Below are 23,139 nucleotides of genomic sequence, written 5' to 3' on the forward strand. Positions count from 1 at the left end.
GTGGGGGCCAGTCATGCGGGATGAGAGTTCCGAACAGGACCCTGCGAGTTCCCGTCCGGCAGATCACGGCCGGATGATCCTGCTCGGTCATGATCTGCGTGCGGCGGTCTCGGACATCATTGGCGGCCTTCGGCTGGTGGATCAATCCGCGCTGGACAGCGCCATGCGACTACAATTGGAACGTGTGCGGGCCTCAGGCGAAATCGTGGCCCGTCTACTGGAGGAAGGCCTGTCGATGATGCTCGGCGAAGACGACTTCGCCGCCACGCATCCGGCCAACCTTCAGATGAGCCGATTTCTCTATGATATCGAAATGCGCTGGTCTGGCCGGGCAAGCGAAATGGGCCTTCAGTTTCAAATGACCCGGGGGCCGGACGTGCCCGAAGTGCTGACGCTGGACCGGGTTGCGCTGGAGCGCGTGATTTCCAACATCCTGTCGAACGCGTTCAAGTATACCGATACCGGTACGGTCGATCTCGATGTGAGCATGTCGCGGACCGGCGCGTTGCAGATTGCCGTGACGGATCAGGGGCCGGGCTTCTCCCCCGAGGCGTTGGCCCGGCTCTTCGAATATGAGGGGCGGCCAGACGGAAACGCAAAGCCGGGGCAAGGCCTCGGCATGCACATCTCGAAACACATGACAGGCAGGCTTGGCGGATCCATAAGCGTCGAAAATCTGCCGAGACAAGGCTCACGCGTCATTCTGGAACTGCCGCCGGACACCTGGACAATCGCGGCGCCTTATCATGGCGTCGAACTACCGGACCTGCGTGACACCAGGGTGCTTGTGGCGGAGGATAGCCCGACAAATCAGACGATTATCAGTCATCTGTTGGCTAAAATGGGTGCCCGGTTCGAATTCGCCAATGACGGTGTCGAAGCGTTGCAATGGCTTGAGCGCGAAAACTTCGACCTCGCGCTCATCGATATCGAGATGCCGAACCTAACCGGTCTCGACGTGATCAGGGCGGTTCGCGCCAGCAAACATCGCCATTCCGAAATGCCGGTCATCGCGATCACCGCATATGTTCTGCGCGCAAACCGGGATGCCATCTATGCCGCCGGTGCAGACGCGATATTGGCAAAACCGTTTGCCGGGCTGGAGACTTTCGGCTTGTCTATCGCGAATGCGCTGAACGGTCACCGCGATATGGCTGCGGACGCGGTGCTGGTTCGCGAAACAGATCTGGACTTCGATCGGGCATGTTTTGACCGGCTTCTCGACGTTGCGGGCCCCGACGCGGCAAATGAACTTCTCGACCGCCTCAGTGCCGATCTGAGAAGTTGCGAACGGAATCTCGTTGCCGCATTGGCTGAAGACAACAGGAAAGCGCTCAGGGCTGAAACTCACATTCTGATCGCACTCGCTGCAGCCGTCGGTGCAACGCGCCTGCAGGCACTGGCCCAGTCGCTGAACTCAACCGCGCATCGGAGCGACGTTTCAACACCGGGAAATGAAGCGCTCGCGCATCTGGATCGACTGATCCACTTTGTCGAACAGGAGCGGACGCGCCGGGGTGACGCGGAATGAACGCGCGACCATTGCTGCTGGTGGAAGACACACCGTCACTTCAGCTTGTTTACGAGTCCGTTCTGCGTTCGGCGGGCCACAACGTCGCATGTGCGGCCGACGCCGCGACCGGTCTGGCCGCCTTCAGGAAACTGCGCCCGCCCGTCGTCCTGCTGGACCTGATGCTGCCGGACCGGGACGGGCTTGACCTGATGCGAGACTTTCTTGCGATCAATCCCGACACGCATGTCATCGTCATCACCGCCAATGGTTCGATCAACAAGGCTGTAGCTGCGATGCGTGCCGGAGCGCACGAATTCCTTGTGAAACCGTTTGACGAACAGCGATTCCTTGCAGCGATTGACAACGCTTTGACGGCGAACAGGCGGAATGGCGCAACCATCGAGCCCGACCTGACAATGCAACCGCCCGATGAGTTTATCGGCTCATCTGCACAAATGCAGCAGGTCTATGCCAAAATCCGGTCGGTCGCGCGATCAATGGCAACTGTGTTCATCACTGGCGAAAGTGGGACGGGCAAGGAACTTTGCGCGCAGGCGGTCCACGACCAGTCCAGCCGTGCAAACGGGCCGTTCGTGCCGTTGAATTGTGGCGCGATACCGTCTGAACTCCTCGAGTCCGAGGTGTTTGGGCACGTGGAAGGCTCCTTTCTGGGCGCAATCAGCGACAAGGCCGGCGCTGCGGCGGACGCACATGACGGGACACTTTTTCTGGATGAGATTTGTGAACTGGATCTTAACCTTCAGTCCAAACTTCTGCGCTTCCTTCAGACGTCCACGATCCAGCCGGTCGGCGCGACGCGGTCACGCAAGGTCAATGTCCGTATCATCTGTGCCACGAACCGCGATCCGCTGGAACAGGTCCGCCGCGGCCGCTTTCGCGAGGATCTCTACTACCGATTGCATGTCGTGCCGATCCGAATGCCACCCTTGCGCGAGCGGGGCGACGATGTCCTTGCCATCGCCGATGCTGCGTTGAAGCACTTTGCCCAGGAAGAAGGGCGTTCATTCGAGGCTTTCGACCCCGACGTCGTCGCACTGTTCCGTAGACTAAGCTGGCCTGGCAATGTGCGGCAGCTTCTCAACGTCATTCGGCATGCTGTGGTGTTGAATAGCGGACCGCTTGTGACCCGAGACATGCTGCCCTTTGAACTTCACCACGAGCTTGAGCACAAGGAGGCCCGCGCGGTTGAGGTCGAAAAGCCTCGCGTCACGCTCAATGGCCTGATCGGGCGCACCTTGGCCGAGGTGGAGCGGATGGTGATCGAGGAAACCATTGCCAGCCATGGCGGCTCCGTCCCCAAGGCGGCGCGGGTGCTGGATGTGTCACCCTCCACACTCTATCGCAAGATAGAAGGCTGGAAATCAGACACCTGACGGATCAGACAAACTGTTCGCGCGTCAACCGTTCTTCCAGCCCGTGACCGGGATCGAAGAGAATACGATGGCGGATCTTAGGCTCCGACTGTACTTCCACCGAAACGACGTTCGGGGCCGAGCGACCATCCGCATCGGCCATGACCGGTCGCTTTTCAGCATCAAGCACGTCAAAGCGCACCACGGCCGTTTTCGGCAACAGCGCCCCGCGCCAGCGGCGCGGCCGGAATGCCGCCATCGCGGTCAGCGCCAGCACCTCGGCGCCGATGGGCAGGATCGGGCCATGGGCGGAGTAGTTGTACGCCGTCGAACCGGCGGGGGTGCAGACCAACGCCCCGTCGCAGACCAGTTCTTCCATCCTGACCTTGCCGTCGATCGTGATTCTGAGCTTTGCCGCTTGCGGACCCGCGCGCAGAAGGGAAACCTCGTTGATGGCCAAGGCCTCGCGAATATCGCCATCCGCGGTCTTGGCCCGCATGGCAAGGGGGTTGATCACCTCTTCTTCGGCCTCGGACAGCCGCGCAGGCAAGCCTTCCTCACCATATTCGTTCATCAGGAAGCCGATCGTGCCGCAATTCATACCATAGACCGGCACATCCATCGCCTGTGTCGCATGCAGCGTCTGAAGCATGAAACCGTCGCCACCAAGGGCAACGATCACGTCGGCCTTGTCCACCGGAACCGAACCGTAGGCCGCGGTCAGCTTGGCCAAGGCCTCCTGCGCGACAGGGGCATCGCTTGCCAGAAATGTGATATTCTCAGCCAAAGTCTGCCCTAGCACCGTGGTCGATCCTTGTGCATTGATCCACTGACAGGACCGCGAAGACAACCCCATCCGGCCAAACGGGTCCGGTTTCATGAAAGCCTTGCTGATGTCGCATGTACCTCACTTGTCTCGCCGTGCCACGCTGTTCGGGCTGACCGCGCTTGCCGCACCCGCACTGATCCGGCCGCGCGCCGCCTTCGCTGGAACCGGCAACCCCTTCGTTCAGCCCCGACTGAACGAAGGCCGGATGGAAGATGGTCATCGCGTCTTCGATCTGACCGTCGCCCCGGGTGTGCATGAGTTCCGCCACGGCATTGCTACGGAGACCGTGGGGATCAACTCGACCTTCCTTGGCCCGATCCTCGCGGCCCGTGCGGGCGACCGGCTGCGGATGAAGGTCGCGAACCATATCGGCGAACCGATGACGCTGCATTGGCACGGGCTGCACCTGCCCGCCGCTGCCGATGGCGGCCCGCATCAGGAAATCGCGCCGGGCGCTGTCTGGTCGCCGGAATTCGACCTGATGCAGAAAGCTGGAACCTTCTGGTTCCACGGCCATCAGCATGAAAAGACCGGCGCCCATGTCTGGGCCGGCATGGCGGGTGTGCTGCGGGTAGCGGATGACGAAGAGGCCGCACTGCCCCTGCCCCGCACCTATGGCGAGGACGATTTCACCCTCGTCCTTCAGGACCGCCGTTTCGACGCCGAGGGCCAGATGCCCTATGCGATGAACATGCATGACCGCATGGCCGGGATGCAGGGCGATGTGATGCTGGTGAACGGCCAAACCAGCCCTGTTTTGGAGGTCGATGCCCCTCTGATCCGCGTGCGTATCCTCAATGGCGCGAACGGCACCTTCTACGGGCTGCACTTCGCCGACAACCGGACCTTCCACCAGATCGCCTCGGATGGCGGGTTGCTGGAGGCGCCCGTCCCGATGCAGGGCGCGATCCTCAGCCCCGGCGAGCGGGGCGAGTTTCTCGTCGATGTCGCGGATGGCGTAGCGATAATGCTGAGGGCCGAGACCTTCGGCGCCGAGGTCGCGATGATGGGCACGACCGGAACGCCCGATGTAATGGAAATCCGGCCGCGATCGACCCGCCCTGCGCCCGCCCTGCCCGACCGGCTGGTCGAAATGCCACCGCCACCCGACGCGACGGGAGAGGATCGGCGGTTCGAACTGGCCATGACCGGTATGGGCATGATGGGCGATTTCACCATCAACAGTCGCCGCTTCGACCATTCCCGCATTGATTTTGCCGTGCCGCTCGGTGCGACGGAGACGTGGACCTGGACCAACACCACACCGATGCTGCACCCGATCCACATCCATGACGTGCAGTTCCGCATCCTGTCGCGGAATGGCCAGCCACCCGCTGCGCAGGAGGCAGGGCTGAAGGATACAGTACTGATCCGGCCTCAGGAAACGGTCGCGCTCAGACTTTCCTTTACCGACTTTGCCGACCCGGTTCTTCCATACATGTACCACTGCCACATCCTCGAACACGAAGATGCCGGAATGATGGGCCAGTTCACGGTCGTCTGACTGATCAGGCTTGACCTAGGGTCAGCAAAAAGTTTCCTATAGTGGAATTCGTTTCGCGTGTGACCCAAAACATGTCGGATTCCACGCTTCCCGGCCCAGCCCTCCTCCGCTACAACGCGCACAACTTCAGCCTTCAGGAGACGCCTATGAACGCCCCGCAACGTGACTCCGGTTTCTTCACCGAATCCCTCGAAACCCGCGACCCCGAGCTCTTCGGCTCGATCCGTAACGAACTCGGCCGCCAACGTGACGAAATCGAACTGATCGCGTCCGAAAACATCGTGTCGCTCGCCGTGCTTGAGGCACAGGGCTCGGTCCTGACCAACAAGTACGCCGAAGGGTATCCCGGCAAGCGCTATTATGGCGGCTGCCAGTATGTCGACGTAGCCGAAACGCTGGCGATTGAGCGGGCAAAGGAACTGTTTGGCTGCAACTACGCCAACGTCCAGCCGAACTCAGGGTCGCAGATGAACCAGGCCGTGTTCCTGGCGCTCTTGAAGCCCGGAGACACGTTCATGGGCCTCGACCTCAACTCGGGCGGTCACCTCACCCATGGCTCGCCTGTCAACATGTCGGGCAAGTGGTTCAATGTCATCTCTTACGGCGTGCGTCAGCAGGACCAGCGGCTGGATATGGACGATGTCCGCGCCAAGGCGCTCGAGCATCGGCCGAAGCTGATCCTCGCCGGTGGCACCGCCTATAGCCGCGAATGGGACTGGGCGGCCTTCCGCGCTATCGCCAACGAAATCGGCGCCTATCTGCATGTCGACATGGCCCATATCGCGGGCCTCGTGGCGGGCGGCGTTCATGCATCGCCCATCCCGCATGCCCATGTCTGCACCACGACGACCCACAAGTCATTGCGCGGTCCGCGCGGCGGCATGATCCTCTGCAACGACGAGGATATCGCGAAAAAGATCAACTCCGCCGTCTTCCCGGGCCTTCAGGGCGGGCCGCTGATGCATGTGATCGCCGCCAAGGCCGTGGCCTTCGGCGAGGCGCTGCGCCCTGAGTTCAAGGCCTATGCCGCGCAGGTCAAGAAGAACGCCGCCGCCATGGCGGACGAACTGATGAAGGGCGGCATCGACGTTGTATCGGGCGGCACCGACAACCACCTCTGCCTCGCCGACCTGCGCCCGAAGAAAGTGACCGGCAAGGCCGCCGAAGCGGCACTTGGCCGCGCCCACATCACCTGCAACAAGAACGGCGTGCCGTTCGACCCGGAAAAACCCTTCGTCACCTCGGGCATCCGCCTCGGCGCGCCCGCAGGCACGACGCGCGGCTTCGGCGAGGAAGAGTTCCGCCAGATCTCGCGCTGGATCGTTGAGGTTGTCGACGGGCTGGCCGCGAATGGCGAAGACGGTAACGGCGCGGTTGAAGAGAAGGTGAAGTCGGAAGTCGCGGCCCTCTGCGCCCGCTTCCCGCTTTATCCGAGCCTCTGAGGCACCGGCCCGACTGATTGAAAACCCCCGCAATTGCGGGGGTTTCTTTTTTGGGGGTACAAAACATCCGCGCCGGACGAACCGGCGCGGCGTCGTCAATCGGCCATCAGGCGTCAGGCCATGAGCGTCATGCTGTCGCCAAGTGTGGACAGATCGCCACTCCAGACCAGAAGCGCGGCATCGTCGTCGAATTCGAAAAGCTTGCCACCGCCACAGACATCAACGGCATTGTCGATGACATCCTGCAAGGTCTGCCCTTCAGTCAGAAGTGCAGGATCGATCTCGAGCGCATCGGAGCCTGCCTCGAAGTCGAGGACCATATCCCAGCCTCCAGTGAAGACGAAGGTATCCGCCCCGCCGCCGCCGATCATGAGGTCGTGGCCTGCGCCGCCATCAAGCCGGTCGTCGCCGCCCTGCCCGACCAGGACGTCATTGCCGCACCCTCCCTCAATCTGGTCGGCCTCGTCAGTACCAAAGAGCCAGTCGCTCCACGGCGTTCCTTTGACAAGGTTCAGTTTGGGCTCGGGGTCCGGTGTCGGCTCTGGGTTCGGCGTCGGCTCTGGGTCCGGCGTCGGCTCTGGGTCCGGCGTCGGCTCTGGGTCCGGTGTCGGCTCAGGGTCCGGCGTCGGCTCTGGGTCCGGCGTCGGTTCGGGGTCCGGTGTCGGTTCGGGGTCCGGCGTCGGCTCAGGGTCCGGCGTCGGCTCTGGGTCCGGCGTCGGTTCGGGGTCCGGTGTCGGCTCTGGGTCCGGTGTCGGCGTGCTAGCATCCGCCATTGCATCCAGCTCGGTCGCTGACAGCGTCCCGTCGGTGAAGCGGAAAGTCTCGACATTGGTATAGGTATCGGTCCCATCCGCCGAGGTCACAACGTGGCCATTCGCCGTCCGCGAGACCTGAATGCCGGTCGTCGCCGCATTGATGATCACCTCGTCGCCGCCAGCGCCGCCGTCGATCACGTCATCTCCGGCCCCGCCTTCGATGACATTCGCACCGTCATTCCCGGTAAGAGTATTGGCCGCGTCATTGCCGGTCAGGCCCAGATCGGCCACGCCCAGAAGCTGCGCGTCGTCGAAGCCGGAAACCAGTTTCAAGTCGGCCGAACTCAGCACTTCGGACCCATTGACCACGTCGAGCTTCACATTGCCCGCCGAGAGATCGACCATCACCTTGCCACTGCGGCTGCCTGAAGTCAGCGACACTTCGGTATCGGCCGCGCCGGAGGCCAGCTTCAGCGCGTAACCGCCCGCCTGCTCTGACACCGCCTGTTGTCCTCCGACCGAGATGGTCGTGCCGCCAGTACCTTCGCCCAGAGAATAGAAGGCGTCATTGTCGGCATCGTCATAGACCACGCCGGTCAGAAACACGTCGTTTCCATTGTCGCCGAAATTCTCGGTGATCAGGGAACTGTGCTGGTACTGCCGGAACGGTCCGGTTTCATGGCCGACGCCGATCTCCGAAAATCCGTCATTCATGATCGCCGTACGGTGGCCGGAGCTTTTCATCAGCCCCTCATGCTGCGCCCGGATCGTATCGTTCATGTCGAGCGCGCCGGTCGAGGCCTGGTAGTAGATGTTCTCACCCGCGCGGGATCCCGCGCCGAGATCATATCCGGCCGCCTCCATCCGGTCGCCCGGGCTCGTCCCGCCCGCACCGCTATGGTCGAACGTGCCGGTCGTGCGCATCCAGTCCGAGTGATCTTCGGCGGCCTGGGCCAGCGCGTCACTCGGCGCCAGAACCTGTTTCGGCGCGCCGTCTATTGTGCCGGGGGCAAGCCCGTCATTCAGGCCGATGCCGGCCCGCGCCGCTTCGCCCTGCGGGTCGAGACGGGCGCGGTTGATCAGTTCGATCATCAGCTGCTCTGTTTCACTATGTGCCATGTGTTTTCCTTTCGGCTGCCCCAGCCGAGCGGCACAGAACGGCATCTGGAAACGGCGATCAAGACCGGATCCCATTCGGGGTTGAAGGCAAGCGAAGAGGCGCGGATCGGGTTAGTGAAGGTGCGCGACCCTCCGCCGCAGAACAGAAAACCGCCAATGGATTCAGAAGGTTTCGGCCGATGCCTGCCGAATATTCCCGGTCAAAGCCGCCAGATCACGATGAGAACCACAGCGGCCAATATGGCAAACACCGCAAATCCCGCGCTCTCCAGGACATCGAGGAACAGAGCGCGACGGCGCCCCGCCGCGCCAAGCGGTTTCAAGTGGGTCAGGCATGCCTGATAGGCGCTGGCGATACGGTCCTGATCAAGCTGCATCCTGAGTTTCGGTATCCGGTCCTGTTCGCAGGCATGAAGCAGATATTCTGCCTCGCGCCGGACCTTTCGCGGCAGCAGGCGTCCACCCCGGCGCAGCTTTTCAGCCAAACCCTGGCCACGGATACGCAGCCGAACCGCCATCAGCCCGGCAACGTCATCTGCCATCTCCGTTACGGTCACAACCGACACCCCTTACCCCCGCCAGACAGGTTAGCGCCCGAACCGTCACGTCGCAATGGTCTGGAAGCGGCCGCGTCGCCGGTTTAGGAAGGGGCATGCTGAGACATGTCGAATACGGAACCGCCACCGATCTGCCGACGCTTCTTATCGTGCACGGGCTCTACGGCTCGGCACGGAACTGGGGGGCTATTGCGCGCCGCATGGCCTCGGACCGGCGCGTTGTGGCGGTGGACATGCGCAATCATGGCGAAAGCTTTCATGCGCCGAGCCACAGCTATGCCGACATGGCGGGAGACCTTGCCGAATTAGTGGACGAGATTGGCGGGCCGGTCGATCTGGTTGGCCATTCCATGGGCGGCAAGGCGGCGATGCAACTTGCCCTCACGCGGCCCGAACTGATCAGGCGGCTGATCGTGGCCGATATTGCACCGGTCGCCTATGGCCACAGTCAGGCGCACCTGACCCAAGCGATGCGGCGGCTTGACTTGACCGGGCTCAGTTCGCGCGGCGAGGCTGATCAACGGCTTGCGGCAGAGGTCGAAGATCCGGGTGTCCGCGCATTCCTTCTGCAATCGCTCGACCTTAAATCCGACCCGCCCCGGTGGCGGCTGGCGCTCGACGTGCTGGAAGCCGAGATGGACAAGATCATCGGCTGGCCGGGAACCGGCGGGCGCTTTGACGGGCCGACGCTGTTCCTGACCGGTGCGCTGTCAGACTATGTCCGCCCCGAATATCGGGACGGAATCAAGAAACTTTTCCCTAAGGCGAAGTTCGCCAAATTGCCGGGCGCGGGCCATTGGCTGCATGCCGACAAGCCGCGGGAATTCGAGGCCGCGCTGCGGACCTTCTTCGGCCCGTCAGATAGCTGACAGTTTCTTTGTGACAGTCCAGGCGACAGGCATAGCGGCAACCGCACCGATCACCGCCGCGACGACAATCGGACGTGCTCCGAACATTCCCAGTGTCAACGCCGCGACAATGGCCGATCCGGCCAAGGTTACCGACGCAAGCGTGTATATGACAGAAAACAGCCTGATCATGGGCTTCTCTCTTTCTCAGCGCGCGTTCGCTCGCTGCCTACACTCGGCGATAAGCGAGGTCCTTGATCTGGGTCAGGCTCTGCAATCAAGGTCGAACCGTGCCTCACCGGTATCGCCCGGAATCGCCGTTCTCATGGAATTCGGGATGACCCTGCAACCGGTCGTGCTTTCCACCGCCTCTTCCATCAGCCGCGGTACCACCGCCCGGCGCGCCCGCGTCAGATAGCCCATCCGCACAACTTCGGCCCGGCTGCCCTTGTGAAAGACAATGAAATCTATCCCGCCCCTTGTGACCTCGTGACGCGCCGCACCAAAGAATTGCGGCGCGGGCGAGCCGCACGCGGCGAGGAAAAGGAGAGAGAAAAGAAGGCGCATGAGCAGAGGGTCGCCCAACGGGGTTAACAGGGTCATAACTTCCGCTCAGATCAGGTCACGCGCGTGACGCGCCTCTTGACCGTTGTCACCGATGGGGTCAAACCGGGTTTGATCATCAAGCATGAGGCCAAGGTGAAAAACCGTCTTATCCTGTTGCTGCTTGCAACGCTCGCACTCGCCGCCTGTGAAACCGTCAAGGGCGCCGGGCGCGATATCGGAAGCGCCGGTAACGCAATCAGCTCTAGTGCCAACAAAGTTCAGTCGCAGCTCTGACTGTCCGGTCGTTTCAGGACTAGTTTCCGAACTGCCCCGCAAGACCGATAGCGACAGATCCTACGCTGTTTCCGGGGGTTGTGGGCGACGCAGTCAGCGTGACTACGGAACCAAGCCGATACGGTGTGCCGGATCGCTGGCTGTCATAGATCGCGTAAACCCCGATGAGCACCGCTGCGGCAGCAAGTAGCTTTGCCATGGGAAACCTTCCGTTCCTTCGTCGGAAACGATAGACACGGAATCAGGCAGTTTTGGGACAATTTCAGGTCGCAATGGGTCCCTAAAAAAGACTAGCGGGGCCACCGCCACCGATGACCCCGCCTGTCAACCACACTTCGGAAACAAAACCCCGATACTCGCACTACTATTTCGGTAATCGTTAACAGTCATTACTCGTTATAGGTGCATATAGCGCTCATATTCAGGATTCGGAAACTAGGATTTTGGGACATGTCTAAAAGTTAGTTTTCAAACAATTTCCCTCAATAGGCATTGGTCAATCGCAGTCAAAAGCGGTTCGCACTGACGTTGAAAAAACCGCGCGCGGATTGTCAAATTGACTTGGCCCCGCGCGTCGTGCGCTTCTTCCTGTCCTGACGCCACACCTCAGGCGTCACGCCCTCAACGGAACGAAAAACCCGGATGAGATGCGAGCTGTCACAGAACCCGGTTTCGGCCGCGATGTCGGTCACAGACCGGCCATCCCGCTCCAGCAGGGCCCGCACCTGCGCCAGCCTGATCCGCAGCCCTGCATCAGCAGGTGTGATACCGAGCGAGGCCTTGAAGTGCCGTTCAAGTTTTCGCCGGCTCACCCCCAGCCTCTCGGCAAGCCGGGATACCGGAAGTGGCGTATCCTGTGTCTGCTGCATCCAGAGAAGCGCACGTTTGACCAAGGGGTCACTCGCCGTCAGATCCAAAGGCAGGCCCGGTTGCGGACGTTCGGCTGCAATGGCCTCATCCATGATCATGATCGACAGGCTTTTGCGCGCCGCTGCACGGCCGATGTGACGATCGACGAGAAACGCCGCAAGATGCGCCGTTGACGCGCCGCCTGAACACGTCAAGCGATCACGGTCGACGACAAAAACCTGATCTGAAATCGGGATCAACCCTTCGAACTCGTCGAGGAAATCCTGCCGGTGGAACCAGCTGACGCAGCACCGGTACCCCTGCATCAGCCCCGCCCGGTATAGAATGAATGCACCAGTGCAAAGACCGATCAGCGGTATTTTCGCCGCCGCCGCCGCGCGCAGGAATGCCGTCACTTCGGGTCCGACCTGCTGCGCTCCGCCGATCAGGCCGCCAGCCACAACCACGTAATCGAACCGCCGGGGATCACCGAGGCGCTCTTCCGGCTCTACGGCAACTCCACAACTGCTTTCTATGGGTTCCAGCGTCGGCGCGATCAGGCGCCAACTGGACAGAATCGGCCGCGACCGGTCGCCCTCATCCGCGGCGAGGCGAAGAACATCAATGAAATTCGCGAGCGCCGCCAAGGTGAAGCGGCGCGCGGGAATTATTCCGACCCGCAGGCGCGGGCGTGGTGGAACCATAGTATCCGGCAACAGAGCCTCTTGTCACATTGGCGCATATCTAACGCCATAATGCCGCAAATATACAATCACGAATCCCGGAAATGCCGCAACTAGCGCGGAACGCTCGCATCCGCCCGGTGCGGCCCGTCAGGGAGGCCAGTCACATGTCTCACCAAAGCCAGATCCGCGCACTCCACAAGGTCAGTCTTCCCCCCCGGGAAGAGGCCAACACCGGACAGCGATTCACGTTTCTCCTGAACGACGGTTTCGCACATCTGCCGCTGGCATCCGCGCTTGAGCCTATGCGTCTTGCAAATCAGCTATTGGGCACCCGCGCCTATTCCTGGCGGATCGCAAGCCTGACCGGTGCCCCCGTGCTCTGTTCCTCCGGGCTGACGATGATGACCGACGGCCCGTACAGCCCGCTCGCGCGTGGTGACACGCTTGTCGTCATCGGCGGCCCCGCACTGCGCCGGAACGCGGACCCGCGTCTCAGCCACCTCTTGAGACGGGAGGCGGCACACGGCGTCCGGATCGGCGGCTTTTGCATGGGGGTCTACGCCCTTGCCCATGCTGGCCTGCTCGACGACGAAGAATGCGCTGTTCACTGGGCCGACATCGACGGTTTCGCCGAGGAATTCCCAAAGGCCCGCATCAGCCGCAACGCCTTCGTCATGGGCCGCCGTCCGACCGCGCCGGGGGGCGCGGTCGCCGCCGACCTGATGATGCATCTGATTGCCGAGGCCCATGGCGCGGAGCTTGCGACCCGGATCGCCGACATGATGGTCTGCAACGGCGTGCGCAGCCCCAAGTCGCAGCAAAAGGTATCGGTCCAGTCACGATACGGGATGCGCAATCCGCGTCTCGTGAAGGTGCTGAAATGTATGGAGGCCAATCTTGAAACGCCGCTGACGGCGCAGGAGATCGCCGATATCGCCGCCATGTCGATCCGGCAGACAGAGCGGCTGTTTGCCCGCTACCTCAACACCACGCCGATGAACTTTTATGCCAATATGCGGCTGGAAAAGGCGCATACTCTGCTGTCGCAGACCGAGCTTTCGGTCACCGAAGTCGCGGTGGCCTGCGGCTACAAGTCGACGTCGCATTTCACCAAGAGTTTCCGTCTCGCATACGGCGTTACACCGAAACGGATGCGTGCGGTCGGGACCTGATCGGCATACGGAGGCGCGAACCAATGCGATCGGCTCAGCGAAAACAACATTTTTTAGGATGTCCGGAATGCCTGCATAGGCAATGGAAATACTTCGGGTTTGGTCGGTCAGAACCGAATTCCCCCGCTTGGCCAAACGATGCGGGCAGTTCCGCCTCGGGATTTTGGGGTCGGAACGCCCGTATTCCGACAGGTTGACTCTCCTTCTTCCAGTCCAGCCTTGGACCGCACCTGGTTGAAAAAGCTGATATCCCGCAAAATGCGCTTCCCGTTGAGCTCTACGACCGCCCTGCGCAGCATGCGCCGAATGCCGACCGCGCTGCTCGCATCGGGAAAATAAGACGCGCCGCACACGGCAAGCTGGCCACCATTGTTGAACACGATCCAGCGATATTCGTATGCGCGACCGTATCCGCTCACCGTTATCGAGCCGCCACCGAACGAGTCGTCAATTGAAAGTACGAATTCCTCTGCGGCCATCACCGGCGCCGCGACTAGAAAAAGTGCCGCCACTGAACTTACGATCTTGTCGAACTTCATCGCCCCCTCCCATGCCAGTCACTCTTAAGAGCGTATCCAATGACGTAAGGTCGAACCTTGACGCCGATCACCCTGTGGACAAGTCACCAAGCTATAGACTTGCGAAATCCTCATTATGCATTCCGGCCAGCAGGCGCCGCTGACACGACGGCGAGGATCAGGGGGATCAGCACCATCGGGCGAGAAATCTGCGTCGCATGTCACCAACATCGTCCGCACACAGCATTACCCCAAGCCGACATGTACTGTCGGAAACGGAGCGAAAAGGTCACTTCATCGCAGCTTCCGGATAACGCCTTGACGCGCAGCCCCCGGGTCAGACCCGGGGGCGCATACTGCCGTTTGTCGCCACTCAGAGGGCTACTAAGCCCTAAAACTGGACGAACCCGCTGGGAAATTTGACATCGACGTCAACATCCCCAGATTTCGGTGTTGGAAAGCCTGTCATGACACAATTTGCCGGGCCGACTTCCAGCGCCGCTTCGGACCGGACCTGAGAAAAGAAGCTTAGATCGCGGACCACTTTACGCCCGTTGATCCGTACCTCTGCCTGCCGCAACAGGCGTCGAACACCGACTGCACTGCTCGCATCCTAGAAATATCCAGCGCCACAAACGGCAATCTGTCCCTGCTGATCCGAAAGCAACATCCGATAGACATACCCTTTGCCATAGCCGGGAAACGTGAGTGAACCGCCGCCGAAGCGCTGATCGACCGGCATCTGACATTCACCGGCGGCCATTGCAGGCGCGACCAGCGACAATGCAAGGAAAGCGGCTGCAACCGTTCGAAACCTCATTGAAGTACTCCATAATCAGTAAACGCAATCAAATGGATATATCTACGGCTTGAATTTTCGAGCGGATATCACGCATCGGTTGTATGGCGTTGCGCACGGTTCACGGCGTCCGGTAGCGCTCGACGAAATTTCGAAGGATAATCTCGGGCATATGCACGTCGCTTGCCCGGCAAAGAGCAATGAGACGGTCTGCATCTTCGGGCGGGAAATAGCCCTTGTTGCGATAGATCCGAATGCGCAGTTCGAACCCGTCGCTGTCGGCTTCGGGGTGGAACTGGGTGGCATAGACATTCCGGCCATAGCGGATCATTTGATAGGGACATGGGTCCGAGGACAGCAGGTGAACTGCCCCGTCGGGCAGGACCTGCAACGCCTCCTTATGACCGACAAAGGCCTGAAACCGTGCGGGCAACCCGGACAGGAGCGGGTCCCCTGCACCGTCCGGCGTCACTTCGCACAGGGTCGCGCCGACCGGTTCGCCAAACCTCTCCTTGCTGATCCGGCCGCCAAGGTGATGACCCAGGACCCCGATCCCATAGCAGCATCCGAGAAACGGAAAATCGCGCCCGGTAATCTCGGGCATGAGGCCAAGAACCGCGTCCTCGATCTTCTTCTCGACCGATGTTTTTTCTTCCGGCGCATCACTGACGCAGCCGGGCCCGCCGCCGACAATGACGCCGGAATAGTCCGACAGGTCCAGATCGGCGGGGATCGCGTCTAGATCCAGACGGATTCGATGCACCTCATCCGGTGCCAACCCACCTTTCGTCAGGAAGGCCGCGAATTCGTCGTCCGCCGCCTCGGCCTCGGGGCGGAGTTGCAGGATCAGGAACGGCTTTATCACGCAGGCATCCGCTCCTCGACGATGCCCGCCCACCAGGAGCATCCTGCAGGGATTGCATCGTCGTTGAAGTTGTATTCGGGGTGATGGACCATCGCCGTATCGCCATTGCCGACAAGGATATAAGCGCCGGGCCGTTCCTCCAGCATATAGGCGAAATCCTCGCCGCCCATGATGAGGGGCGCGGTGCCACAGGCGCCCGAAACCTTTTTCGCGACGCTGGCGGCGAATTCGGTCTCGGCCTCGGAATTCACCATTACCGGATAGCCGAGCATGTAGTTGACCTTTGCTTTCGCCCCATAGGCATCCGCCGTCGCCTCGGCGATCTTGACCACACGTTCACGGGCGAGCTTGCGCACGTCGCGGTCAAGCGTGCGGACGGTCCCTTTCAGCTTCACCCGCTGAGGAATGACGTTGAAGGCCTTCGACTCGGTCTCAAAACTGGTCACGGAGACGACGACCTGACTGACCGGATCGACATTGCGGCTGGCGATGGTCTGCAGCGCGATCACGATCTGGCTGGCGACGACGGTCGTGTCGATCGTCTCATGCGGCTTGGCGGCGTGGCCGCCTTTGCCTTCGATGTCGATCTCGAACTGGTCGGTGGCGGCGAAGAATGCGCCGGGGCGTATGGCGAAGGATCCAACTGGCACGCCTGGCCAGTTATGCATCCCGTAGACCTCCTGGATCTTGAACCGCTCCATCATCCCGTCTTCGCACATCTCGCGCCCGCCGCCGCCGCCCTCTTCGGCGGGCTGGAAGATCACAACGACCGTGCCGTCGAAATTGCGCGTCTCGGTCAGGTATTTGGCGGCCCCCAACAACATCGCCGTATGGCCGTCATGGCCGCAGGCATGCATTTTCCCGGGCGTCTTCGAGGCATAGTGCAGACCCGTCGCCTCGATGATCGGCAGCGCATCCATATCGGCGCGCAGGCCAATGACCTTGCCCTTGGTATCGGACCTACCCTTGATCACGCCGACGACGCCGGTGCGGCCAATCCCCTCGACCACCTCGTCGCAGCCGAAATCACGCAAAAGGCCAGCGACCTTGCCAGCCGTCCGGTGGGTGTCGAACAGAAGCTCTGGATTCTCATGGATATCGCGCCGCCATTCGGTGATTTCCGGCAGCAACTCGGCAAAGCGGTTCTTGATCGGCATGGGTCCTGACCTTCGGGTAGAGTGCGGCGGGATCGTCGGCGAAATCGCCCCGGGCCGCAAGGGCGGTCAGCGGTCGATGAGCCCGTACCAGCTATAAGCCATTGGCAGGAGCATCCGCCGGAAGCGGTCAAAGGGGAATCGCGCGGGCGGCGCGGTCATCAGCGCAGGCACGCCCCCCTGCCCTGTTGCAAGGCCCGCCAGAAGCTTGCCGGTGTAGGAGCCGAGCGCAACGCCATTGCCGTGATAGGCGAAGCCCGCCCAGGCATCGGGCCAATTGCCAATGGGACCGGCATAGGGGGTGAGGTCCCGCGACAGGCAGACGAAACCCGACCAGTAATGCGGCGTCTCAACATGGGCCCAGGCGGGAAACATCTTGTCGAAGTTGGAGCGTACCTTCGCCTTCATCTGCGCAAGGGCGGTGACGGATGCGCTGGTCCCTCCCCGCATGCCAAAGAGAAACCGTCGGTTCGGCATCAGGCGAAAATAGTGAAGCAGATGGCGGGTATCATAGGCCATGAGGTCACTCGACCAGCCCTGCGCCGCGATCTCGTCTTCCGTCAGCTCGCGCGTCACCAGCACGGCCGACTGCGCCGGAAGGTAGCGCCCTGCCATCCAGTCCGGCACATCCTCGCTCGAATAGCCATTGGTTCCGATGATCAGTTTCTTCGCGATCAGCGTGCCCTCGGGCGTGGTCAGACGGTATTCCCCGTTCTTGCGCACGACACCGGTGACGGGAGAATTCTCGAAAATCCGCGCGCCCGCCTCCTGCACCTCGCGGGCGAGGCCGAGGACGTATTTCAGCGGATTGAGCGCGAAACCCAGGGGAAAGCGGATCGCGCCATGAAAGCCTGCGCCTGCCAACCCCTCGCCCGCCAGTTCCCCCGGTCCGATGACATCGACCTTGACGCCATAGTCACGCTCACGGTCCCGCGCTTCGGCGCGCAAGCCCACAAAATCTTTCGGCCGGTGCGCCATGACCGCCTCGCCGCCGCGCGAATGGGCATCGGCATCGACCGAATAGCGTTCAAGGAAATCCGAGACATGCTCGGCCGAGGCGATCTGTGCCCGGTGCCAGTCGGACATGCCGCCTGCCCCGAAACGCCGCGTCAGTACGGCATCGCTGGCCTTGGTGCCACCGATACAGGCAAATCCGCCATTGCGGCCCGAGGCGCCCCAACCGATGCCGTTGGCCTCCAGCACTGCGACATCGGCACCCGCATCGCGCGCCAGATGCAGAGCGGCGGTCAGACCAGTATAACCGCCGCCAATGACCGCAACCTCGGCCCGCACTTCGCCCTGCAGCGCCGGACCGCGCGGCGGTCGGGCAATCGTGGTGTCCCAGTAGCACTCCGCTACCGGGCCATCACCATAACCGTGTTCTTCATAGATGCGCTTCATTGTGGCCGCGATCAGGTCCTGACCGCCGCCTGCTCATCCGCGCGCTGCTTGGCGATCGAACGCTTGGAAATCAGCGAGGCCGTGATCACACCCACTGTCACGATAGAGATCATGAGCGTCGACAGCGCGTTGATTTCCGGGCTGACGCCAAGTCGCACAGACGAAAAGATCTTCATCGGCAAGGTCGTAGAGGACGGACCCGCCGCAAAAGAGGCGATGACGAGGTCGTCGAGCGACAGCGTGAAGGCCAGAAGCCAACCCGAGATCACTGCAGGCGCGATGATGGGCAGCGTCACCGACTTGAACGCGTCGAAGGGCGTACAGCCGAGGTCCAGGGCCGCCTCTTCCAGTGACTGGTCGAAGGTCACCAGCCGTGATGAGACAACGACCGAAACGTAGCACATCGTGAAGGTCGTATGCGCCAGCACGATCGTGGTCACGCCACGGTCTAGCCCGATGGCGATGAACAAGAGAAGCATCGCCAGACCGGTGATCACCTCAGGCATGACGAGCGGCGCATAGATCATCCCGGAGAACAAAGTCCGCCCCCGGAACCGCCCGGCCCGAACCATCACATAGGCTGCCAATGTCCCTAGGATCGTCGCCAGCGTTGACGACAGCACCGCGACCTTCAGCGTCACCCAGGCCGCGTTCAGGAACGCGTCGTTCTGCAACAGTTCACCATACCACTTGGTCGAGAAACCGGCCCAGACCGTCACCAATTTTGACGAGTTGAACGAGAAGATCACCAGAATGATCATCGGCAGGTAGAGAAACACGAAGCCCAGCGTCAGCGAGGTCGCGTTGAACCATGTGAACTTGCGGTTCATAGCCCGGCCTCCCTCTGCTTCTGCTCGTTCCGCTGGAAGAGAATGATCGGGATGATCAGGATCAGAAGGAGCACGACCGCCACCGCAGAGGCCACCGGCCAGTCGCGGTTGGAGAAGAACTCTTCAAACAGCACCTTGCCGATCATCAGGGTCGAGGACCCACCCAGAAGCGACGGGATGACGAATTCGCCCAAAGCAGGGATGAAGACCAGAAAACAGCCCGCGATGATGCCCGGTTTCGACAGCGGGATCGTCACCAGCCAGAAGGCCTGCGCGCGCGAGCATCCCAGATCCTCGGCCGCCTCGATCAGCGACCCGTCAAGCTTTTCCAGCGCCGAGTAGATCGGCAGGACCATGAACGGCAAATAGGTATAAACGATGCCGACATAGACGGCGATATTGGTGTTCAGGATCGTCAGGGGGCTGTCGATCAGCCCGATCCCCATCAGCGCCTGATTGAGGAAACCTTCGTTCGACAGGATGCCGATCCACGCATAGACGCGGATCAGGAACGAAGTCCAGAATGGCAGGATGACCAGCATCATCAGCGTCGGACGCCATTCGTCCGACGACTGCGCCATACCGTAGGCGACCGGATAACCGACCAGCAGCGTGATCAGGGTCGCGATCGCCGCGATCTTAAGGCTGGAGAGATAGGCCGAATAGTAGAGCGCGTCGGATGCGAGGAACGTGAAGTTCTCGAAATCCAGTTCGCCGAAGAAGCTCTTGACCCCCTCCCATCCGGCCGACAGGTCCAGTTGCGGCGTGTAGGGCGGGATCGAGATTGCATAGTCCGACAACGCGATCTTGAAGACGATCGCGAACGGGACAAGGAAGAAAACCAGAAGCCACGTATAGGGCGTCAGGATCAGGAAGAGGCGGCGGAAGTTCATGGCCCCCTCCTCAGTTCAGGAGGACAACGCCGGCGGTATCCGTAAAGGAAAGCCAGACCTTGTCATCCCAGGAAATGTCGCGCCGCGCTATGCGGCGGTCATTGGCGACCTGCGCCTTGATCATGCGCCCGCCTGCGACCTCGACCTTGTAGGTGGAGATATTGCCGAGATAGGCGATGTCGTGGACCGTGCCTTCGATCACGTTGGCCTTGCCCTCGGGGCGATCCGAGGAAATGGCGACCTTTTCCGGCCGGATCGCGAAATGGACCTTGGTGCCGAGCGCGACCCCGTTGGCGAGAGTGGCGGATATCTCGGGTTGCCCCTCGGCCCAGGCGATGGAGACCTTGCCGTCCCCTTTGGCCGATGCGGTCCCCTCGATGATGTTCACATCGCCGATGAAGTCCGCCACGTAAACCGAATTGGGTGTTTCATAAATCCGGTCCGGCGTATCGACCTGAATCATCTTGCCGTGATCCATGACCGCAACACGGCTGGCGACCGTCATCGCCTCTTCCTGATCGTGTGTCACGATGACGAAAGTGGTGCCGGTCTTTTCCTGAATGTCCATCAGTTCGAACTGCGTGTCCTGCCGCAGCTTCTTGTCGAGCGCGCCAAGGGGTTCGTCGAGCAACAATAGCTTCGGCGCTTTTGCCAGCGACCGGGCAAGCGCCACACGCTGACGCTGACCACCGGAGATCTGGTGCGGCTTGCGTTTTGCAAACTTCTCCAGCCGGACGAGGCGCAGCATCTCTTCCACACGCGCCGGGATCTTCTCCTTCGGCATGTCCGAGCGCTTCAGACCGAAAGCGATATTGTCCCAGACCGACAGATGCGGAAATAGGGCGTAGCTTTGGAACATCATGTTCGTGGCCCGCTTGTTCGGCGGGATCGGTGCGAGGTCGACGCCATCCAGCAGGATCGTACCCTTGGTCGGCGTCTCGAACCCGGCCAGCATTCGCATCAGTGTGGTCTTGCCGCAACCAGACGGACCGAGAAGCGCAAAGAACTCTTTGCGGTAGATGTTCAGTGTCATGTCGTCGATCGCGGTGAACTCACCGAACTTCTTGGTGACGTTCTTGAACTGGATCAGCGGTTTTTCATTTGGATCCGTCCAAGGCGCAAAGACCGGGCGGTTTGCGGGCTGGGCCATGATATCCTCGATGCATAAGAAATGCCCCGCGCCGGGCGGCACGGGGCTGGGATGGCGCGGGCGATTAGGTGCCCGACTTGATCTTGGTCCAGAGCCGCGTAACGTTGCGGTTCACTTTCGGATCCCAGGTCGTGGTCGTGTAGAGGTTGTTGACCGTTTCCTCATCCGGGTAGATCGCCGTGTCGCCGATCACATCCTCGTTCAACAGCGCCTGCGACGCCATGTTGCCGTTCGCGTAATAGACATAGTTCGAGGCTGCGGCAGCGTTGTTCGCGTCCATGATAAAGTTGATGAACTTGTGGGCCGCATCCGTGTTCGGCGCATCGACCGGGATCGCCATCTGGTCGAACCACATCAGGGCGCCTTCCTTCGGGATATGATACTCGATCTCCACCCCGTTGTCGGCTTCGGCAGCACGATCGCGGGCCTGAAGGATGTCACCCGACCAGCCGAAGGCGACGCAGATGTCACCATTGGCCAGAGCGTTGATATATTCGGACGAGTGGAACTTGAGCACATAAGGCGCGATCGCGGTCAGGACCGGCTCCACCTTCTCGATCGTCTCGTAGTCCTGGGCATCCGATTCTTCGCCAAGATAGGTCAGCGCCGCCGGAATAACCTCGGTCGGAGCGTCGAGCATGTGGACGCCGCACGACGCGAGCTTCTCCATGTTCGCCGGATCGAAGAGCAGCGCGAGCGAGTTCACCGGAGCGTCATCGCCAAGGACTTCCTTGACCTTGTTGATGTTCACACCGATGCCGGTCGAACCCCACATGTAGTTGACCGAGTACTCGTTGCCGGGATCGTACTTCTCGGTCCGCTCCTCGATCGCATCCCACATATTTTCGATGTTCGGAAGCTTCGACTTGTCGAGCTTCTGGAACGCGCCGGCCTGAATCTGCCGCGACAGGAACGTGCCCGACGGCACGACCACGTCATAGCCCGAGCCACCCGCGAGCAGCTTGGTCTCAAGAATCTCGTTCGAGTCGAACACGTCGTAGATCAGGTCGATCCCGGTCTCTTCCTCGAACTTGGTCAACAGCTCTTCGTCGATATAGTCCGACCAGTTGTAGACGTGGACCTCTTCGGCGCCAGCTGCACCGGCCGCCACCAGGGCCGCTGCCATCGTCATCCCCGTAAACTTCATAGTACCTCCTAGTGAGTTGTATTCGACGGCCATTCGGGGCCATCTGTCGGTCTTTGCCTTCTTGTCGCTCTATTTTGATCAAATTTTGCGACTCAAATCAACATGGCATTTTCGTGATGCCTAAATTATTATGGCAGAAACGGAATTGTGCGCAGCCCCCTAGAAGGAGCACGGATGAAAAACCTTCGTGACGCCGACGAATCCCCCCGCAAGGTGCCGTCACATGAAGTGACCTATTGTCGGCTCCGCGACATGATTCTCTTCGGGCAACTCACGCCCGGGCAGCCGGTCACGATCCAGGGGCTTACCGCAACGCTTGAAGCCGGCATGACACCGGTACGCGAGGCGATCCGCAAGCTGACCGCAGAAGGCGCGCTGGACCTTCAGGGCAACCGACGGGTCTGCGTTCCACAACTGACTGCATCGCAGTTGGACGAGCTTGCATTCGCGCGCCTGACGATCGAACCGAAACTGGCATTCATGGCGGCCAGGAACCTGACGGCTGGCGATGTTTCGCGGCTCACCCGCATCGACGCCGATATCAACGAAGCGATCGCGACGGGCGATGTTCACCGTTACCTGATGAACAATTTCCGCTTTCATTTCACGCTTTACGAACATGCCGGGGCGCCGATCCTTCTGTCCCTTGCGCAGATGCTGTGGCTGCGCTTCGGCCCGTCACTGCGCGTCGTCTGTGGTCGCTACGGAACGTCCAACCTGCCGGACCGCCATGACGAGGCACTCGCCGCAATGCGCGCGGGTGACGCGGAAGCCGTTGCTACGGCCATCCGGGAGGATATCGAACAGGGAATCAGTCAGATCAATCTTTCCCTGACATCGCAGTAAATTTGATCAAATCTAGTTGACAATCGGCGTTTTGATCATATCCTGAGCG

At 61.1% G+C, this 23,139-nt stretch carries 24 protein-coding genes; 8 read left to right on the forward strand and 16 right to left on the reverse strand.

Annotated features, from left to right (window positions below; translation table 11 throughout):
- Positions 1-13 precede the first annotated feature (13 nt).
- Both QKW60_RS07340 and QKW60_RS07345 read left to right on the forward strand, forming a co-directional pair.
- Positions 14-1,531, forward strand: coding sequence for a response regulator (locus QKW60_RS07340; protein WP_282367616.1), 1,518 nt, complete (start codon positions 14-16; stop codon positions 1,529-1,531).
- The gene (locus QKW60_RS07345) at positions 1,528-2,907 is read left to right on the forward strand and encodes a sigma-54-dependent transcriptional regulator (RefSeq protein WP_282367617.1); all 1,380 of its coding nucleotides are present in this window, start codon (positions 1,528-1,530) and stop codon (positions 2,905-2,907) included. The genes QKW60_RS07340 and QKW60_RS07345 overlap by 4 nt, the downstream gene beginning before the upstream one ends.
- A 4-nt stretch (positions 2,908-2,911) precedes the next feature.
- On the opposite strand, the gene QKW60_RS07350 is transcribed toward QKW60_RS07345, so the two are convergent.
- Positions 2,912-3,766: an NAD kinase gene (locus QKW60_RS07350; protein WP_282367618.1), complete on the reverse strand. Its 855-nt coding sequence runs from the start codon at positions 3,764-3,766 to the stop codon at positions 2,912-2,914.
- Between QKW60_RS07350 and QKW60_RS07355 the strand changes: the two genes are divergently transcribed.
- Both QKW60_RS07355 and glyA read left to right on the forward strand, forming a co-directional pair.
- Positions 3,765-5,219: a multicopper oxidase family protein gene (locus QKW60_RS07355; protein WP_282367620.1), complete on the forward strand. Its 1,455-nt coding sequence runs from the start codon at positions 3,765-3,767 to the stop codon at positions 5,217-5,219. The genes QKW60_RS07350 and QKW60_RS07355 overlap by 2 nt on opposite strands.
- 146 nt (positions 5,220-5,365) lie before the next feature.
- Positions 5,366-6,661 carry a serine hydroxymethyltransferase gene (gene glyA / locus QKW60_RS07360; RefSeq protein ID WP_282367621.1) on the forward strand — a complete coding sequence of 432 codons (1,296 nt, stop codon included), beginning with the start codon at positions 5,366-5,368 and terminating at the stop codon, positions 6,659-6,661.
- Between the two features lie 113 nt (positions 6,662-6,774).
- On the opposite strand, the gene QKW60_RS07365 is transcribed toward glyA, so the two are convergent.
- Entirely contained in the window at positions 6,775-8,535 is a 1,761-nt protein-coding gene (locus QKW60_RS07365) for a CAP domain-containing protein (RefSeq protein WP_282367623.1), read from the reverse strand.
- Between the two features lie 200 nt (positions 8,536-8,735).
- Positions 8,736-9,101, reverse strand: coding sequence for a hypothetical protein (locus QKW60_RS07370; protein ID WP_282367625.1), 366 nt, complete (start codon positions 9,099-9,101; stop codon positions 8,736-8,738).
- Between the two features lie 86 nt (positions 9,102-9,187).
- On the opposite strand from QKW60_RS07370, the gene QKW60_RS07375 reads away from it, so the two are divergent.
- Complete coding sequence (locus QKW60_RS07375) at positions 9,188-9,961, forward strand: alpha/beta fold hydrolase (protein WP_282367626.1); 774 nt, start codon at positions 9,188-9,190, stop codon at positions 9,959-9,961.
- On the opposite strand, the gene QKW60_RS07380 is transcribed toward QKW60_RS07375, so the two are convergent.
- Positions 9,950-10,132, reverse strand: a complete 183-nt coding sequence (locus QKW60_RS07380) for a CTP synthetase (protein WP_282367627.1) — start codon at positions 10,130-10,132, stop codon at positions 9,950-9,952. The genes QKW60_RS07375 and QKW60_RS07380 overlap by 12 nt on opposite strands.
- Before the next feature lie 72 nt (positions 10,133-10,204).
- Entirely contained in the window at positions 10,205-10,543 is a 339-nt protein-coding gene (locus QKW60_RS07385) for a hypothetical protein (RefSeq protein WP_282367628.1), read from the reverse strand.
- A gap of 27 nt (positions 10,544-10,570) precedes the next feature.
- On the opposite strand from QKW60_RS07385, the gene QKW60_RS21000 reads away from it, so the two are divergent.
- Complete coding sequence (locus QKW60_RS21000; RefSeq protein WP_336619153.1) at positions 10,571-10,780, forward strand: entericidin A/B family lipoprotein; 210 nt, start codon at positions 10,571-10,573, stop codon at positions 10,778-10,780.
- A gap of 19 nt (positions 10,781-10,799) precedes the next feature.
- Here the strand turns inward: QKW60_RS21000 and QKW60_RS07395 are convergent, their stop codons facing one another.
- Together QKW60_RS07395 and QKW60_RS07400 are read right to left on the reverse strand one after the other, a co-directional pair.
- Complete coding sequence (locus QKW60_RS07395; protein ID WP_282367630.1) at positions 10,800-10,979, reverse strand: hypothetical protein; 180 nt, start codon at positions 10,977-10,979, stop codon at positions 10,800-10,802.
- Between the two features lie 352 nt (positions 10,980-11,331).
- Positions 11,332-12,333 (reverse strand): GlxA family transcriptional regulator, encoded by a 1,002-nt coding sequence (locus QKW60_RS07400; protein ID WP_282367792.1) that lies wholly within the window; start codon positions 12,331-12,333, stop codon positions 11,332-11,334.
- A gap of 146 nt (positions 12,334-12,479) precedes the next feature.
- On the opposite strand from QKW60_RS07400, the gene QKW60_RS07405 reads away from it, so the two are divergent.
- Positions 12,480-13,487 carry a GlxA family transcriptional regulator gene (locus QKW60_RS07405; protein ID WP_282367632.1) on the forward strand — a complete coding sequence of 336 codons (1,008 nt, stop codon included), beginning with the start codon at positions 12,480-12,482 and terminating at the stop codon, positions 13,485-13,487.
- A gap of 107 nt (positions 13,488-13,594) precedes the next feature.
- Here the strand turns inward: QKW60_RS07405 and QKW60_RS07410 are convergent, their stop codons facing one another.
- From QKW60_RS07410 to QKW60_RS07450, 9 genes are all read right to left on the reverse strand, one after another.
- The gene (locus QKW60_RS07410) at positions 13,595-14,026 is read right to left on the reverse strand and encodes a hypothetical protein (RefSeq protein WP_282367634.1); all 432 of its coding nucleotides are present in this window, start codon (positions 14,024-14,026) and stop codon (positions 13,595-13,597) included.
- Positions 14,027-14,618: 592 nt separating this feature from the next.
- A complete protein-coding gene (locus QKW60_RS07415) occupies positions 14,619-14,825 on the reverse strand; it encodes a hypothetical protein (protein WP_282367636.1) in 207 nt (68 codons plus the stop codon).
- Positions 14,826-14,925: 100 nt separating this feature from the next.
- Positions 14,926-15,666, reverse strand: coding sequence for a glutamine amidotransferase (locus QKW60_RS07420; RefSeq protein WP_282367794.1), 741 nt, complete (start codon positions 15,664-15,666; stop codon positions 14,926-14,928).
- Positions 15,666-16,826, reverse strand: coding sequence for a M20 aminoacylase family protein (locus tag QKW60_RS07425; RefSeq protein ID WP_282367637.1), 1,161 nt, complete (start codon positions 16,824-16,826; stop codon positions 15,666-15,668). Before QKW60_RS07425 ends, QKW60_RS07420 begins: the two co-directional genes overlap by 1 nt.
- Before the next feature lie 66 nt (positions 16,827-16,892).
- The gene (locus tag QKW60_RS07430; protein ID WP_282367639.1) at positions 16,893-18,224 is read right to left on the reverse strand and encodes an NAD(P)/FAD-dependent oxidoreductase; all 1,332 of its coding nucleotides are present in this window, start codon (positions 18,222-18,224) and stop codon (positions 16,893-16,895) included.
- Positions 18,225-18,235: 11 nt separating this feature from the next.
- A complete protein-coding gene (locus QKW60_RS07435) occupies positions 18,236-19,054 on the reverse strand; it encodes an ABC transporter permease (protein WP_282367641.1) in 819 nt (272 codons plus the stop codon).
- Complete coding sequence (locus QKW60_RS07440) at positions 19,051-19,947, reverse strand: ABC transporter permease subunit (protein ID WP_282367642.1); 897 nt, start codon at positions 19,945-19,947, stop codon at positions 19,051-19,053. Before QKW60_RS07440 ends, QKW60_RS07435 begins: the two co-directional genes overlap by 4 nt.
- 10 nt (positions 19,948-19,957) lie before the next feature.
- Positions 19,958-21,097 (reverse strand): ABC transporter ATP-binding protein, encoded by a 1,140-nt coding sequence (locus QKW60_RS07445; protein WP_282367643.1) that lies wholly within the window; start codon positions 21,095-21,097, stop codon positions 19,958-19,960.
- 64 nt (positions 21,098-21,161) lie between these two features.
- The gene (locus QKW60_RS07450) at positions 21,162-22,244 is read right to left on the reverse strand and encodes a polyamine ABC transporter substrate-binding protein (RefSeq protein ID WP_282367644.1); all 1,083 of its coding nucleotides are present in this window, start codon (positions 22,242-22,244) and stop codon (positions 21,162-21,164) included.
- 174 nt (positions 22,245-22,418) lie between these two features.
- Here QKW60_RS07450 and QKW60_RS07455 point away from each other — a divergent pair, with 174 nt between their 5' ends.
- Positions 22,419-23,090 (forward strand): GntR family transcriptional regulator, encoded by a 672-nt coding sequence (locus tag QKW60_RS07455; RefSeq protein ID WP_282367645.1) that lies wholly within the window; start codon positions 22,419-22,421, stop codon positions 23,088-23,090.
- Positions 23,091-23,139: the final 49 nt, after the last annotated feature.

It is taken from the genome of Albidovulum aestuarii, from assembly GCF_029961185.1.
GTDB lineage: Bacteria > Pseudomonadota > Alphaproteobacteria > Rhodobacterales > Rhodobacteraceae > Albidovulum > Albidovulum aestuarii.